Raw genomic sequence first — 15404 nt, 5'->3', positions numbered from 1 at the left:
AAGGTGCGGGGGGGCTACGTCAACCCTGCCCGCACGTCGCGAGGTGTTCTGTTTCAGATCAGTCAGAAGCGAGCGCGGCGTCACCTCTCACCGATTGGGTGCCAGCGGCCGTCTGGCGACCCACCTTGAACCATGCGGCATACAACGCCGGGACGAAGAAAATCGTCAGCAGCGTCGCCACGGTGAGGCCGCCCATGATCGCAATTGCCATCGGTCCCCAGAACACACTGCGCGTTAGCGGGATCATTGCAAGCACGGTGGCCAGTGCCGTCAGCATCACTGGACGGGCCCGGTGAATGGCGGCATCCAGCACAGCGTTCCATGGGTCGCGCCCTTCGGCGATCTCGGTTTGTACCTGATCGATCAGGATCACCGAGTTGCGCATGATCATGCCACCCAGTGCGATGATGCCCAGGATTGCGACGAAGCCCAGCGGCGACTGGAACACCAGCAGCGCCGGCACCACACCGATCAGGCCCAGCGGTGCGGTCAGCACCACCATCCACATGCGAGAGAAGCTCTGCAGTTGCAGCATCAGCAACAGCAGGATGCTGATCATCATCAGCGGGGCCACCGCCAGCAGTGCCTTGTTGGCTTTGTCACTTTCCTCCACCGCGCCGCCTACGTCGATGCGGTAGCCCGACGGCAGCTTCGCTTCGATATCCTTGAGCAACGGCTGGATCTCCTGCGTCACCGATACACCTTGCTCGCCATCCTTCACGTCGGCACGCACCGTGATCGCCATGTCGCGGTTGCGGCGCCACAGTACGGGTTCTTCCAGCCCAGAGCGTACCTGTGCGACTTGCGACAGTGGCACCACCGTGCCCTGGCGCGTGTAGAGGTTGATGTCTTTCAATGTGTCGAGGCTCAGGCGCTCAGCGGGCACGGCACGGGCCACGATGTCGATCAGGTCCTCGCGCTCACGCAACTGTGACAGGGTGGCGCCGTTCATCACGGTCTGGGTCGCAAGCGACACGTCGGCCGGCGTGAGGCCCAGCGCGCTCGCCTTGTCCTGATCGAGCTCCACTTTCAGCGTGCGCACCGGGTCGTTCCAGTCGAGCTGGAGGTCGCGCACCTTCGGGTTGGACGCAACTATGTTCTCCACCTCACGGGCAATCTGGCGCACCACCTGGGTATCGGGGCCGACGACGCGGAACTGCACGGGGTAGCCGACAGGCGGCCCCAACTCGAGCCGGGTCACGCGCACCCACGCCTGCGGGAATTGTTGGTCAGCCGAGGTCACCAGCCTCTCACGTACCCGCTCGCGTGCATCCAGGTCCTTGGTCATCACAACGAACTGGGCAAATCCCGGATTCGGCAACTCGGGGTTGAGCGAGAGATAGAAGCGCGGTGCGCCAGCGCCGGTGTAGGCGGTATAGAAACGCACGTCCTCGTCCTTCGCCAGGATCTCCTCCATGTGCTTGACCTGCTCGGTCGTCGCGGCGAACGAGGAACCCTCCTTGACGCGTAGGTCTATGACCAGTTCAGGGCGCGAACTGTTGGGGAAGAATTGCTGCGGTACCAGCTTGATACAGGCCAGGGCAAGCACCAGAGCGGCAACCGTCGCACCGATAACCACCCAGCGGCGCTCGATGGCGGCGTCGATCAGGCGGCGCAGGTTGCGGTAGAACTTCGTATCGTACATATCACCATGCTGGTGCTTGCCCAAGTCGTTGGGCAGCATCTTGACCGCGAGGTACGGCGTGAAGATGCCGGAACAGATCCACGAGAACAGCACCGCGGCGCCGACGATCCAGAAAATGCCGCCCGCGTACTCGCCGGTGGTGGACTTCGAGAGGCCGATCGGCAGGAAGCCCACGACGGTGATCAGAGCGCCGGTCAGGCGCGGCATGGCGGTGGACTGATAGGAGAAGGCGGCCGCCTTTACGCGGTCCATGCCGGTTTCCATCTTCGCCACCATCATCTCGATGGCGATAATGGCGTCATCCACCAGCAATCCCAACGCGATAATCAGCGATCCGAGCGAGATACGCTCGAGGTTCCAGCCCATCGCCAGCATCACTAGCGCCACGCCGCCCAGCACCAGCGGCACCGTGGTCGCGACCACGAGGCCGGCGCGCCAGCCCAGGCTGGCGAGGCTCACCGCGATCACGATGATCAGCGCCTCGGCCAACGCGCGCCCGAAGTCCAGGATTGCATCCTTCACCGTGGTGGGCTGGTCGGCCACGAGTTCCAGCTCCACGCCATGTGGAAGCTCCGACTGGATCTTGGCGACTGCTGTGTCCATCGCCTTGCCAAGGTCCACGATGTTGCCGTCGCTGGTCATCGTGATGCCGAGCATCAGCACTGGCTGGCCGTTGTGGCGCACCGTGTAGGTCGGCGGATCCTCGAAGCCACGGGTAACGGTCGCGATGTCGCCGAGCTTGATCAGTCGACCGCCTGCGGCGATGGGTATGTTGCGGATAGCCTCTTCGCTGGCGAATTGACCACTCACGCGCACCATGACGCGGTCGCCGCGGGTGTCGATCTGGCCTGCGGGCAACATGGCGTTCTGGCTCTTGAGGCTTTCGGCGATGGCCAACGGTGTAATGCCCAGCGCTGCCAAGCGTTCGTGCGAGAACTCGACGTAGACACGCTTGGCCTGCTTGCCGATGAGATCGATCTTCTTGACCATCGGCACCTTCAGCATCTGGCGCTTGATGTCCTCGGCCGCGTCCGACAGGTCGGCGTGGCCGACGCCGTCGCCCTTGATGGCGTACATCAGGCCGTACACGTCGCCGTATTCGTCGTTCAGGATCGGGCCGATCACGCCGTCAGGCATCTCCAGGCTCAGGTCGTTGAGTTTCTTGCGCGCCTGGTACCAGGCTTCGCGCTGGTCAGCCTTGGAGGTGCCGCCGCGCACGGTGAGCGTCATGCCGGCGTAGCCTTGCCGCGCGTAGGTGACCACCTTCTCGAAGTTGTCGATCTGCTCGAATTTCTTCTCCATGCGGTTGAGGACCTGGTCCTGCATCTGCTGGGCGGTGGCGCCCGGCCAGATGACCATGGCGGTCATGGAGGGCACGGAAAAGTTCGGATCCTCGAGCTGACCGAGCCGGGTGAAGCTGAAGGCGCCGGCCACTGCGACAATGAGGAGCATGAACAGGACGATGGCGCGATGGCGCAGCGCCCAGTCGGTGAGGTTCAGGTTGTTCATCGGGTGGCCTGCTGCGTGGTGTTCGCGTCAACAATCGCTGCGCCGGGAAGCGCGACCTTCAGTCCGGATGCCATCTTCTGCACCCCGGCGGTGACGACCAATGCGCCGGCCTGCGGCCCGGAGACGAGCACCTCGTCGTTGCGGTAGCCCAGCACCGCCACCTGCACCAGTTCGACGACGCCTACCGGATCCTTGCCCGCGGGCGTGACCACCCACAGCGCAGGCTGGCCGCCGTATTGCGTCAGTGCCGTGGCGGGTACCGCCGCCACCGAGACACTGGTCATCACGCGCTCGGCCGTTACCGTGGCAGTGGCGCCCAGCGGCAGCGCCTGCATCGGTTTGAGCCGCGCGCGATAGGTGCGCGTTTGCGCCGCTGCCTGCGGCGACAGCTCGCGCAGCGTGACATCGAAGATCTCGTTCGGTGCACTGGCCAGCGAGGCCTTGAAATGCGCCTCCTTGAAGTCGGACAGCTGATCCTCGGGCACATCGACGACGATCTCGGATTCATCCGGATTCGCGATCGATACAACCGGTTGGCCCTCCGGAACGACCTGCCCGGCCTCAAAGCGCACAGCCGTGACGACGCCGCTACGCGAAGCGCGCAGCACGGTGTACTTGAGCCGGTTGCGCGCGAGCTCGAGCTTTTGCGCCTCCGCCTCGGCGGTCGCATGCGCGGTCTGGGCATTTGTATGTGCGCGCTCGTCGTCGGCCGCACTGACCGAGCCGTCAACCTTCAGTGCAGTCAGGCGTTGGCGGTCCGAGTCGGCCTGGCGCGTCTGCTCGACGGCGACCGCCCATTGTTGTCGTGAGGCTTCCTCAGCGAGGCGGTAGTCGCTGTCATCCAGCACAGCCAACACGTCGCCTTCGCGCACAAACTGGCCAACATCGACCTTGCGCTGGGCGACTTTGCCGCCCACGCGGAAGGCCTGGTCGACTTCATGTCGCGACTGTACGGTGCCCACGTAGCGACTGATGTCGCGGGCATTGTCGTAGCTGATTTCAACGGTGCGTACCGGTCGTGGTGCCTGAACGGTCGGCTGGTCCGGGCTGCACGCGGACAGCATGACGGCCACGGCCAAAGCGCCGGCCGCAGTAAGGGAGGTTTTCAAGGCGGTTCCTCTTTGAAAAAGGCAGTTTCTTAAGAAAGTGGTGGCCGGTCGGCTTTGGTGGCGGCGGTGGGAGTGGCGGGTTGTTCGAACACCTGCCAACCCCCGCCCAGTGCCTTATAGAGCTGCACGCTATCGAGCAGCAGCTGGGTATTGCTTTCGTTGGAGTTCAGGCGTGCCGCCAGGCGCGCCCGCTGCGAATCCAGCAGCGGCAACAGGTCGATCTGCCCGCGGTTATAGAGCGACTGGGCGCGATTCTGCGCAGACTCCGCGGACGCGGCGGCCAATTGCAGCGACCCGGCGCGGCGGCGTTCCTGCGCCAGCGTGACGAGAGAGTTCTCCACATCCTCGAGTGCCCGTACGATGCCGTCTTCGGCGCGCAGCACCGCCTCTTGTTGAGCACTTTCGGCAGCGTCGTTGATCGCTTGCGTGCGACCGGCGTTGAAGATCGGCATCGCCAGCAGTCCCGCCACGTTGGTGAAGCGCGCAGCGCCGAGATCGACGCCGTTCAGGCTCAGGCCCTGTTGGCCGAAGGACGCGCCGAGGAAGAGCCGCGGGAACCACTCGGCCGCGGCCTGCTGGCGGCGTGCATTGGCTGCGTCGAGCTGCGCCATCAGCGCCAGTACGTCAGGTCGGCGTTGCAGCAGCTCGGCGGGCTGGCCCGGCTTGGCCTCGGGCACCTGCGCATCGCCATTCGAGGGCTGGATGTTCGCGGTATTGAACGACTGATCGGCGATCAACACCGCGATACGATGGCGCGATACAGCCGCCAGCGTTTCCAGCGGCGGAATCTGCGCCCGTGCCGACAAGGCGTCGGTCTGCGCGCGCTCGACGTCGAAGGCGGATGCCAGCCCCACCTGCTGGCGCGCGGTGACCAGACGCAGCGTCTCGTCCTGCATCGCCGAGATGGCACGCAGCGTCGCGGCCTGGCGCTGCGCGCCGACCAGTGTGAAGTAGTTTCTGACAACGTCGCTCATGACCAGCAGGCGTACGCCGCGCATGCTGTCCTCCGCGGCCAGCGCATCGGCGTCGGCCGCCGCTGCGCCGGCGCGCAGGCGGCCGCTCAGGTCGAGCTCCCACGAGACGTCCAGGCCCACACTGGTGGTCTTGGTATCCGGATAACCCTGTTTCGTGGCCGAGTTGTAGCCGCTGCTGCGATCACTGCCGGAGGCGGATGCGCCGACGCTCGGGAGCAGCCAGGAACGGCTGACCGTTTCGCCGGCACGTGCGGCGCGCAGGCGCTCGGCGGCAATCTTGACGTCGCGGTTCTCGTGCGCTGCCCGGTGCACCAGATCTGTCAGCATCGGGTCGTGGTAGACCTCCCACCATGCCGCCTCGGGTTCCATCTCGGAGGCTGTGCTAGCGGCGTAGTTGCTCGGCAGGTCGACCGACGGCTTGACGACCGGCGTGGAGCAACCAGCCAGGGCGAGGGCGATCGAAGTGGCAAGGGCGGCCGCAACGGCTAGCCCGGCCGGGCGCACGGCGCGTTGCAAGGTCGTCCGAGCAGTGTGGAGGGGCAGTGGAAAGGAAACTGGAAGTCGCGGCATCGCATGGGACTCGTGTAGATTCGAGATGGCATCAGCGTAGGGCCCGGTGTGCGCGAAGTCGTCAGCGAAACGTCGCCGTTCGGTCGCCATATCGAGCGCTCATTCATGTTGGAGGCGTCACTCGCCGTCGGTATCTGCCGCGTGTTCGCCGGCCGCCGACGTGAGGTCCGAGTCAATCGACTCCAGTAACTCATCGGCGGACGAAAACTCGCGCTGACGCCCGGTGACCAGGTTTTCGAGGCGGCCCACGAGGGCCCCCGGCGCGGCATCGCTACGCAGCTTCACGACGTACGAGCGGCGGCTCGGGTACTTGGATTCAGGGTTCAGACTCATCACAGACCAGGGGCAAGAAAGTTCGACGACAGCGTAGGCCGTCCCCTGGGTCGAGTCGTAAGCGAAAGGTCAGACTTCGGTCGGGACCGTGACGCTCCCTCAGAAATTAATGCCAGTAAGTTAAGGACCTGAACACCGCGAACTTGTGGGAGCGAGCCTGCTCGCGATGATGGCGGTACATTCAGCATCAATATTGGCTGACCCGCCGCCATCGCGAGCAGGCTCGCTCCCACAGGTCTGTGCCCTTAACTTGTCAGTCAGACTTTGCCGCCTGAAGCAGCGAGCGCGCTCGTCTCACCAGCTCGGTTCCATCCGTTTCGGGCAACTGGTCAAGCAGCGCCGCCAAGGCCTGGCGGTCCTCGGCCGTAGCGTCGTGGTGCCCACACAGTTCGACTAACGCCTGCAGCTCCAGCCACGGTGCTTCCTGGGCGCGAGCCTCCTCAACCGCACGCCGCACCGCGATGCAGCCGGCATCGAGCCGGCCCTGCATCCGCGCAATCGATGCCTCCAGCAACAACAGTTGCGGCAGGTACACGCGCTCGCCCAGTTCTTCCCCCATCTGCAGGGCTTCCTGTAGCTCGACTTGCGCAGCGTCGCAATCACCCGCCAGCAGCAACGCTTCGGCGGCGTAGCCGAGCACCTCGCTGGCACCGGAGCGCATGCCGAGTCCGGTGTGTTCTTCATAGGCCTCGCGGATGTTGCGGTAGCCGTCGCGCGGTGCGCCGTTGCGCGCGTCGGCCCAGCCGCGCCACCAGCGGCAAGCTGTGCGTCCCAGTGCGAGCGAATACTCGTCGACCAGCGTCTGCATGTCGTCGGCCAGCGCTGCCACACGTACAGGGTTCCCCATCCGCACCTCGATCAACACCTCCTGCCAGGTGGCGACCAGCCAGGTCATAGGCTGGCGAAGCGTTTGTGCGCGGGTCCGCGCCTGCTGCATGTGAGCTCGGCCTTGCTCAACCAGGCCAGAACGCACAAGTTCTATGGCCAACATGCCGTGCAGCATGACCTGAGGATCGACCGCAAAGATCTCGTTCGCCCCGATGTCTAGCGGTTCGGCGATTGCGAGTGCGCGCTCCAGCCAGCGGCGGGTCGCCTGCGTGCGTCCCTGGAGATGATGCACCTCGCCCTGCACGATGCACGCCACCAGCATGAGCGCTGGATCGTTTGCCTCGGACGAGAGGGCTTCGGCGCGTTCCGCGACCGCCAGCGCCTGCGTATAGTCGCCGCGCAGACCGAGCAGATAGCCGAATCCGTGCAGCAGGCGACCGCGCATCGGATGTTCGGGTATATCCGCGAGCAACGTGTAGGCGCGTTCGAACGCGTTCCTGGCCTCGCTGCCGACACCGAGTGTGTGGAACGCCGACACGCCCTGCAGCGTGGCCAAGGTGATTTCGAGCGTATCGCGCTCTATCCCTTCTGGCGATTGGCGCAGCAGGACCATCGCGCGCTCAGTGAGGCCGATGCACAAGGCCGGGCTGAAGTGCAGCAGCGCGGCTTCCGCGGCCTCGGCGTAATAGCGCAGCGCGGTCATCGGCTGCCGGGCCCGGTCGAAATGCGTCGCCAGCTCCGAGGCCGCAACCGGCACACCGGCCGTGCGCTCGCGTTCGAGCGCAGTGCCAACCTGGCGATGAAGGTGGGTGCGCAATGAGCGCGGCGTGCGGTCGTACAGTACCTGGCGGAAGAGGGCATGCCGGAACGAGTGGGGTAGCTCCATCGCCTCTTCAAGTTCGGTGGCCCGCGACCGTGTGAGCCATACCTGCTCGCGCACCAGTTCCTCGCAGGTGTCGGCCACAGAAGCGAGGTCGCGCTCGAGGGCCAGCGAAACTGTCTCGACCCGGAATTCGACTCCGCATACCGCTGCCGCCGAGAGCAGTGTGCGCTGCTCCGGCCCGAGCTTGCTGATGTAGTGATCAATGATGGCCGCGAGGTTCTCGGGAACCGCCATTCCCGCCAGCCGGGCCTCAATGGTGGCGTCGTCGTCCGTGGCGTCCATCACCTCACTGATGACTGACGACACGAACAGCGGCACACCGTCGGTGCGCTCGTGCAGGGCACGCACGAAGGCTTCATCGCGGGCCAGAGAGGTCGAACGCAGCGCGACATAGTCAGCGACTTCGGTTTCCGAGAATGGATCGAGCACCACTTCCTCGCACAGACGTTGCAGGCGCAGTTCGTGGCGCAACGAGTTGAGCGGATGATCGAGCGCCACCACCTCGGCGACGCGGAAGCTCGCCAGCCACATAAGCCGCGCGCGGCCACGTCGCCGCGCCACATAGTCGATGAGCTGGACCGTCGCCCGATCGCTCCAATGCAGGTCTTCGGTTATCAGCAACAGCGGCCTCTGCTCGGTGTAGCGGTCCAGCAGCTCACCCATTTCCCGCAACATGCGATCCGGACCGATGCCGGCAAGCTCGCGGCGCAACGCGTCTCGCTCTTGCGCGGTGCTCAGCCACGGCAGTTGCAGCAGCCAGGTCGGCGCCACGGCGCGCAGCAGCGCCGGCAGGGCGGGGTCTCTGCGGCACAGATCGGCCAATGCCTCCAGCACCGGCAGGTACGGCTCGCCAGTGCCATGGTGCTCCACGCAATGACCGCGTGCGCAGGCGACGCCGCCAAGGCTGGCGAGGAAATGCTCGATCAACGTGGTCTTGCCAATCCCCGGTTCTCCGGCAAGCCAGACCACTGCACGCTGGCCGCCATCCGCCCGCTCCCATGCCCGTTGCAGTCTTGATATCTCGTCGGTGCGACCGATGAATGGCGGTGACGGATGCGCATCGGCCGCTGGCACCGTCGCGGGTGCCGGTGGCATCGAAGGAGCAGGAGAGGGCGCAGCGATAAAGCGATAGCCGCGCCGCGACACAGTTTCGATGAAGCGAGGCTGCCTGGGGTCATCGCCCAGTACCTTGCGCAGATCGCTGATGGCCGTCTTCAGCACTGAATCGCTGACGAACCGATGCCCCCACACGGCATCAAGCAAGGCATCTTTGGTCACCAGCGATCCCGGCTGGCGTGCAAGTACGCACAGCAGAGTGAAGGGCGTTGGCGCCAACGCCACCGCTTCTCCGTTACGCAACAAGCAGGCGTTGGCCTCGTCGAGCACGAACTCGACGAAGCAGAGCTGGACGGGGTTCGGATGGGGCTGCGGACGCGCCACGTTGGATTCCTGAAGACAAAAACATAGTTTCTAGCACTGGACCATTACTCCAATAACAACGCTGATCTGCTCAGAAGCCAAGCCTCACCGGTCGGAAACTGACCCTCGGCATAGCTCACATGACCTCATCACGGTGCGGTAATGAACCGGAAATGCTAATGACGAAAATTTCAATATTGAAATATGTCTCAATTTTACATACCTTCACCTTGCCTGACGATGAGATCTCCACGTCTCACGACTTCAATCACAACAAGGGCTCGAGATGAACAACAACAAGAAAGTTTGCGAATTGCCTCCCGCCGCCGTCGACGTGCTGGTTATCGGTTATGGTCCGGTAGGTGCGACAATCGCGGCGCTTCTGGGCCGCTATGGGGTCACGACCCTGGTACTGGACAAGGTCCATGACGTCGTACTGATGCCCCGCGCCATCGCTCTGGACAACGAGGCGCTTCGCATCCTGCAACTCGCCGGATTGTCGGAAGATGCTTTCGAGAAGATCGTTATCCCTGAAGTGAAGATGCACTCCCCGGTCCTCGGGCAATTTGGTCGCGCCAATACTGAGGGGTGCATCGACGGCCATCCAAAACTTGTGACGTTCTATCAACCCGACCTCGAACACGCGATGCGAAGCCAGGTCTCCCGACTGAAGTCAGTGACCAGTCTTGGTGGCTTCGCGCTTGAGACTCTGGTCGAGGAGTCGGATTGCGTCGTCGCCTCCGTACGGGATCAGAGTGGGCAATCGCATTCCGTTCGCGCCCAGTACCTGGTCGGTGCGGATGGCGCTAGCTCCAGGGTCAGGGCACTGATTGGCCAGGAGTTCGAAGGGCAGACCTATGCGGAGGATTGGCTGATTGTCGATGTCATGAACCGGCATAAGTCAGCGATTGATCACATTGAGTTTCTCTGTAATCCGCAGCGCCCAACGCCGCACATGCCCGCACCCGGCGGAAGGGAGCGTTGGGAGTTCATGCTGCAACCCGGTGAATCCCGGGAAGAACTGGAAAGCCCGGAAAGCATAGCCCGGCTGATCGCGCCATGGATCAACCCGCAGGAGCTGCAAATAGAGCGCAAGGCGGTGTATCGATTCCACGCGCGCTGCTGCAACAGATTCAGCAAGGGACGCATCTTCCTCGCCGGCGACGCAGCACACATCACCCCTCCTTTTGTCGGGCAAGGCCTCGTAGCGGGACTTCGAGATGGCGCCAACCTTGCCTGGAAACTGGCCTGGGTCCTTCGCGGCCATGCCGCGCCTGCAATACTCGATACCTATGACGTAGAGCGCCGCCCCCATGCCCAGGCGATGATCAATCTGGCGAAACTCATGGGCCGTATGGTGATGCCCAAGAACAAGATTGCAGCTTTCTTTATCCACGGCCTGATGCGCATGCTGGCGTTGACTCCCGCTACCAGGAAGTACTTCGAACAGTTGGACATCAAGCCGAAGAACACCTTCAAACAAGGCCTGTTCGTGCAGCATCGTCGGGGCGACAAACTGGTACGTGGCAGCCTGTTTCCCCAGACCTGGATTCGTAACATGCAAAAGCAGATCAAACTGAGCGACGATGCTCTTGGAGACAACCTGACCCTGGTTGGATTGGGGGTTGACCCGTTGTCCCTGCTAACCACTGAGCAGATCGTTTCCTGGGAAAAAATGGGAGGCCACTTCTTGGAGGTCAGAACACGCGGTCAACGCTCCGGCGGCAGCTGTGACTTCATCGAAGACATGAGCCATGACATCCTGCCGCTGGCCCCCAAAGGAACGCTCGTCGCGGTTCGTCCCGACCGGATCATCATGCACCACGCTCCCGGCGCAGAGGCAGGCAGTCTCCTTCGAGACTGCAGGGGCCTGTTGGCTAGCGCCGACACCACTGCCGATAGCATTTCCATTACCATCAACGAACCCCCTCGATTAAGAGCCTGAAGATGCCTTCCCCCACTTTTCCTTCAGAAGCAACTGAGCAAGAGCCTCTCACTCGGGGCCACAAGAAGCGTGAACGCACCCGTCGCGGCTTGGTGGATGCGGCATTGCGTCTTGTCGCGCGTAAGGAGGTGGGGGAGATTGCACTGCTCGATGTCGCCTCGGAGGCCGCGGTATCCAACGGCACCATCTACAACTATTTTCGAACGCGTGATGAAGTCCTCGAGGCGGTTGGCATCGCCATGGCGAGCGAGTTCTCCGATGCCATTTCCGCCCTGAGTTCGGACGTGCACTGCGGTGCACAGCGGCTTTCGATTGGTGTGCGCATGTTCGTATGCCGGGCCGCGTACGACCATCAATGGGCCAATGCACTGCTGCGCATTATCCATTCCGATCAGGCCATGCGCTCGCGCCTGGCTGCTCATGTGCTGGGCGATCTGCGTGAAGGTCTGCACGCGGGGACTTTCGCTTATGAGGACGAAGGGATCGCCCTGGACATGGTCGTATCGTGCACAACCGGCGCCATGCGTTCGGTTGTCGAGGGTCGTACGGTGGTGGAGCACGACCAGCGGGTCGCCGAGATGATTCTCAAGGCTCTGGGCGTAACACCTGCCAGAGCCAAGAGAATCGCCGGTAAGCCGCTACCCTGATGCCATCCTCGACCGATAAGAAGGACGTTCTGGCTTCGCGCATTCCTCGTAGCAGCTGCCGAAGGCTGCGTTCGATCGCGCAGCGATCGTAAAATCAGGCGCTGCGGTATCACAGATTAATCGGGGTTGCAGGGTTTGCGACTGCTGCGCAGCCGGACGCAGGCTTCGCCAGCTGCTACGGACCGTATCGTGGCCTTAACTTACTGGCATTACGCTAAGCCCGGCCAATCCATTGCCGATAGTTCTTCGCCTGGCGACGAGATTTCAGCTGATTACCGATCAATGCCATGAGTGGCGACGTCCTGGGTTTTGTCTGCTTGCCTTGGCTCAACAAGCCGAGTTGCTTCTTGACCACCGACGCCAACGCAAGCGATGCCAGTGCCTTATTCTTCCAGCGGACGACGATGGGCTCCACTTCGGTGTCCTGACCTGCCATCCACTGGCTTGGCAGGGCCGGCTCGATTGCCAACGCAGTGGCAAGCCCCACCATCGACACCGAGCCGCTCACCACTCGCTCCGCGACCTCCTTTCTGCGCACGCCGCCGGTGACCATCAGCGGCATGTGCGCTATTTCTCCTATTTTTTCCGCACACTCGAGAAAATACGCTTCTCGAGCCAGGCGGCTGCCATCGCGGGTTTGCCCCTGCATCGCCGGGCTTTCATAGCTGCCACCGGACAATTCGACCAGGTCGACCGCCTTGGCATTGAGCATTTCCACCACCCGAGCCGCATCCTCGGCATCGAAACCGCCGCGCTGAAAATCCGCGGAATTGAGCTTCACAGCGACGCAAAAAATCGGTGCCACTCGCAGGCGTATTGCGTCGATGGTTTGCAGCAGAATTTGCGCACGATTTTCCAGGCTGCCGCCCCAGCGGTCGTTACGATGGTTGGTCAAGGGCGACAGGAATTGGCTGAATAGATAGCCGTGCGCGGCATGAATCTCAACGCCAGTGAATCCGGCGCGCTCTGCCAACACCGCCGCTTGGGCATAGCGCTCAATCAGCTCATCGATCTCCTGCTCATCCAAGGCTCTGGGCGGCACAAAAGCTTTAGATAGTCCGGGGATATCGACCGCAACGGCGGAGGGGCCCCTTGCCGGTTGCCCCATTGAAGCCAATAGCTGTCGTCCGGGATGATTGATTTGCATCCAGGCCTGGCCTCCACGGCTGCGGCAAGCATCGGCCCATAGCTTGAATTTTCCCAGGTTCCGATCATCCTCAAGCACCACACCAGCCGGTCCGGTCAAGGCGTGGCGATCAACCATGACATTGCCAGTGATGATCAGACCGGCACCACCTTCCGCCCAGCGCCGGTAGAGCTTTACCAGCGCTTCCCCTGGAGCGTGTTCCTCATCCGCAAGGTTCTCCTCCATGGCGGCCTTGGCGATTCGGTTTGGAATCACCGTGCCGTTGGGCAATAGAAGCGGTTTGAAGAGATTTGAGCCGGTCATGTTCTGTCCTTCAACTGATAAAAGTCGGCCAACATAATTGAACATGCGTGTTCAGTTATGTCAATGTGCAGGACTTTTGTTGACCCAATGACATCGATCATGGCGTCCATATTGTTAGGTTCGCGGTCGGTTTTCGGACATAAAATCCAACATGCTAAAAAATAGTGTTGACGTAAAATGAACACGAGTGTTCAATCGATCCATGAGGTAATCCTGGAGAGAGAACCGTGGAATCCCTAAATCCAACACAGCGCCGAATTCATCAAGCCGCCTTTCGCCTGTTCGCTGAAAGAGGCACCTCACAAGTGAACATTCTCGACCTCGCACAAGAGGCGGGCGTGGCGCGCGGAACGGTCTATAGCAACATCGACAGCATGGAAAGCCTGTTCGAGGCGGTCGCCAGCCATCTCGCGAAGGAGATGCATGAGCGCGTCAACAAGAGCTTCAATTCCCTCACTGATCCGGCTCAGCGCCTTGCCAATGGCATTCGATTGTTCATTCGTCGAGCGCACGAAGACTCCCAGTGGGGGGCGTTCATCCATAAATTCGCCATGAGCAATTCTTCGTTGCGCGAAATGTTCAGCAGCCAAGCGACCACGGATCTTCTGAGCGGACTGTCCAGTGGGCGGTACACGTTTGAAAAGGAGCAATTGCTCTCTGTACTGACGCTGATATCGAGCAGCGTTCTCGGCTCGATTTTCCTGGTGTTGGAAGGGCACAGAACGTGGCGCGAATCGGGCTCTGACACCGCCGAGCTGGTGCTGCGGGCATTGGGAGTGCCGCCAGAGGAGGCGCGTGCGCTGGCGACCACAGAGTTGCCGGCACTTCCTTCTATCGACTGAGTTAGTTAACTGACCCAACCAGACACCCCTGATTTTCAGGGGTGCGGGGACAGCTTTGCCCTAAAACCCGGAAAACAACAACAATGAACAACAAAAACCAATTGCACCGGTTGGCGACACCACACCCCGCGCGGCATGCGCAGCCGACGGTAAAGGCCCAGGATCTGACTCACCTGATCTTCCAACGGCCGGACTTGAATGAGGCAGCGCGTTTCCTGACTGACTTCGGCCTGACGGTAAGTCGGCAGGAGGCCGATACGCTCTATCTAAGAGGCACCGACGCCACTTCATATTGTTACCGCGTCCATCGTGCAGAACATGCATGTTTTATCGGGTTCGGACTGGCAGTCCAGTCGCTCAAGGATCTGGAAAAACTGACGCGAATCCCAGGCGCGTCACCGGTCGAGAAATCGGAACATCCTGGTGGCGGGTGTTACGTCAGGCTGACCGATCCTTCCGGCTTCATTGTGGAAGCTGTTTGCGACCAGATTCCTGGTAAAACGCTGGTACACAGAGCTCCTCTGTCTTGGAATCTGGCGCAGGAGCAGCCGCGAATCAACGCCACGCAGCGTCCGCCGATTGCTCCGCCTGAAGTACTCAAACTGGGTCACATCGTCATTGAAGTGGCCGACTATCAAGCGACCTGTGCCTGGTATACGGAGCATTTCGGGTTTATTCCCAGCGATGTGCAGGTTCTCCCCGATGGCACGCCTATTGTCACTTTCATGCGCCTCGACCTCGGTGATGTTCCCGCGGATCACCATACGCTCGCGATAGCGCAAGGGTTCATGGCGACCTACAGCCATAGCGCCTATGAGGTTGTCGATGCCGACGCGGTGGGAATGGGGCAGCGCGTCCTGCGCGAGCGCGGTTGGGAGCACTCATGGGGAATCGGCCGCCACATTCTGGGCAGTCAGATCTTCGATTATTGGCAAGACCCTTGGGGTGACAAGCACGAGCATTACTGCGACGGGGATCTTTTCACGGCCACTCGGCCTACGGGCATTCATCCGGTAAGCCCCGAGGCAATGGCGCAGTGGGGGCAGCGCATGCCCAAGCGTTTTACAAAACCGAAGATGAGCTTGGCCAATCTGCGTGCGCTGTTCCGCAACCTGCGACGTAGTCCGGACTTGAGCATTCGCAAGTTGATAACACTCATGCGGATGTTCGGGTAGAGCTGCCGCCATGTCGGGCAATGCAACCAAGTATGGCCGGCGGGATGTGCTCAAAGCCGGCGCCTTGATCGCCGG

The 15404-nt window shown here is 62.0% G+C and carries 10 protein-coding genes; 4 read left to right on the top strand and 6 right to left on the bottom strand.

All coding sequences use genetic code 11. The features are described from left to right. Window positions 1-58: 58 nt before the first annotated feature. From AC3IUE_RS19455 to AC3IUE_RS19435, 5 genes are all read right to left on the bottom strand, one after another. Window positions 59-3154, bottom strand: a complete 3096-nt coding sequence (locus AC3IUE_RS19455) for an efflux RND transporter permease subunit (RefSeq protein ID WP_489263388.1) — start codon at window positions 3152-3154, stop codon at window positions 59-61. Then, complete coding sequence (locus AC3IUE_RS19450) at window positions 3151-4263, bottom strand: efflux RND transporter periplasmic adaptor subunit (RefSeq protein WP_489263387.1); 1113 nt, start codon at window positions 4261-4263, stop codon at window positions 3151-3153. The genes AC3IUE_RS19455 and AC3IUE_RS19450 overlap by 4 nt, the downstream gene beginning before the upstream one ends. Window positions 4264-4292: 29 nt before the next feature. Further along, window positions 4293-5807: an efflux transporter outer membrane subunit gene (locus tag AC3IUE_RS19445; RefSeq protein ID WP_489268886.1), complete on the bottom strand. Its 1515-nt coding sequence runs from the start codon at window positions 5805-5807 to the stop codon at window positions 4293-4295. A gap of 117 nt (window positions 5808-5924) precedes the next feature. Then, window positions 5925-6140 carry a hypothetical protein gene (locus tag AC3IUE_RS19440; RefSeq protein ID WP_489263385.1) on the bottom strand — a complete coding sequence of 72 codons (216 nt, stop codon included), beginning with the start codon at window positions 6138-6140 and terminating at the stop codon, window positions 5925-5927. A gap of 253 nt (window positions 6141-6393) precedes the next feature. Next, a complete protein-coding gene (locus tag AC3IUE_RS19435) occupies window positions 6394-9291 on the bottom strand; it encodes an AAA family ATPase (RefSeq protein ID WP_489263384.1) in 2898 nt (965 codons plus the stop codon). A gap of 265 nt (window positions 9292-9556) precedes the next feature. Between AC3IUE_RS19435 and mhpA the strand changes: the two genes are divergently transcribed. Both mhpA and AC3IUE_RS19425 read left to right on the top strand, forming a co-directional pair. Continuing rightward, entirely contained in the window at window positions 9557-11215 is a 1659-nt protein-coding gene (gene mhpA, locus AC3IUE_RS19430; RefSeq protein WP_489263383.1) for a bifunctional 3-(3-hydroxy-phenyl)propionate/3-hydroxycinnamic acid hydroxylase MhpA, read from the top strand. 2 nt (window positions 11216-11217) lie between these two features. Beyond that, window positions 11218-11862, top strand: a complete 645-nt coding sequence (locus AC3IUE_RS19425) for a TetR/AcrR family transcriptional regulator (RefSeq protein WP_489263382.1) — start codon at window positions 11218-11220, stop codon at window positions 11860-11862. A 214-nt stretch (window positions 11863-12076) separates the two neighbouring features. Here AC3IUE_RS19425 and AC3IUE_RS19420 read toward each other — a convergent pair whose 3' ends face one another. Further along, window positions 12077-13312 carry an NADH:flavin oxidoreductase/NADH oxidase family protein gene (locus AC3IUE_RS19420; protein WP_489268884.1) on the bottom strand — a complete coding sequence of 412 codons (1236 nt, stop codon included), beginning with the start codon at window positions 13310-13312 and terminating at the stop codon, window positions 12077-12079. A gap of 227 nt (window positions 13313-13539) precedes the next feature. Here AC3IUE_RS19420 and AC3IUE_RS19415 point away from each other — a divergent pair, with 227 nt between their 5' ends. After that, window positions 13540-14154, top strand: a complete 615-nt coding sequence (locus AC3IUE_RS19415; protein WP_489263381.1) for a TetR/AcrR family transcriptional regulator — start codon at window positions 13540-13542, stop codon at window positions 14152-14154. Between the two features lie 83 nt (window positions 14155-14237). Next, window positions 14238-15329 carry a VOC family protein gene (locus AC3IUE_RS19410; protein WP_489263380.1) on the top strand — a complete coding sequence of 364 codons (1092 nt, stop codon included), beginning with the start codon at window positions 14238-14240 and terminating at the stop codon, window positions 15327-15329. The last annotated feature ends 75 nt before the right edge of the window (window positions 15330-15404 follow it).

The sequence above is a fragment of the Pseudomonas sp. GL_093 genome, assembly GCF_057837605.1.
This window is presented reverse-complemented; position numbering and strand designations above follow the sequence as displayed.

Coding starts and splice junctions, on each gene's coding strand:
- AC3IUE_RS19455 (WP_489263388.1), bottom strand. CDS start 3,154: ATGAACAACCTGAACCTCACCGACTGGGCGCTGCGCCATCGCGCCATC.
- AC3IUE_RS19445 (WP_489268886.1), bottom strand. CDS start 5,807: ATGCCGCGACTTCCAGTTTCCTTTCCACTGCCCCTCCACACTGCTCGG.
- AC3IUE_RS19440 (WP_489263385.1), bottom strand. CDS start 6,140: ATGAGTCTGAACCCTGAATCCAAGTACCCGAGCCGCCGCTCGTACGTC.
- mhpA (WP_489263383.1), top strand. CDS start 9,557: ATGAACAACAACAAGAAAGTTTGCGAATTGCCTCCCGCCGCCGTCGAC.
- AC3IUE_RS19425 (WP_489263382.1), top strand. CDS start 11,218: ATGCCTTCCCCCACTTTTCCTTCAGAAGCAACTGAGCAAGAGCCTCTC.
- AC3IUE_RS19420 (WP_489268884.1), bottom strand. CDS start 13,312: ATGACCGGCTCAAATCTCTTCAAACCGCTTCTATTGCCCAACGGCACG.
- AC3IUE_RS19410 (WP_489263380.1), top strand. CDS start 14,238: ATGAACAACAAAAACCAATTGCACCGGTTGGCGACACCACACCCCGCG.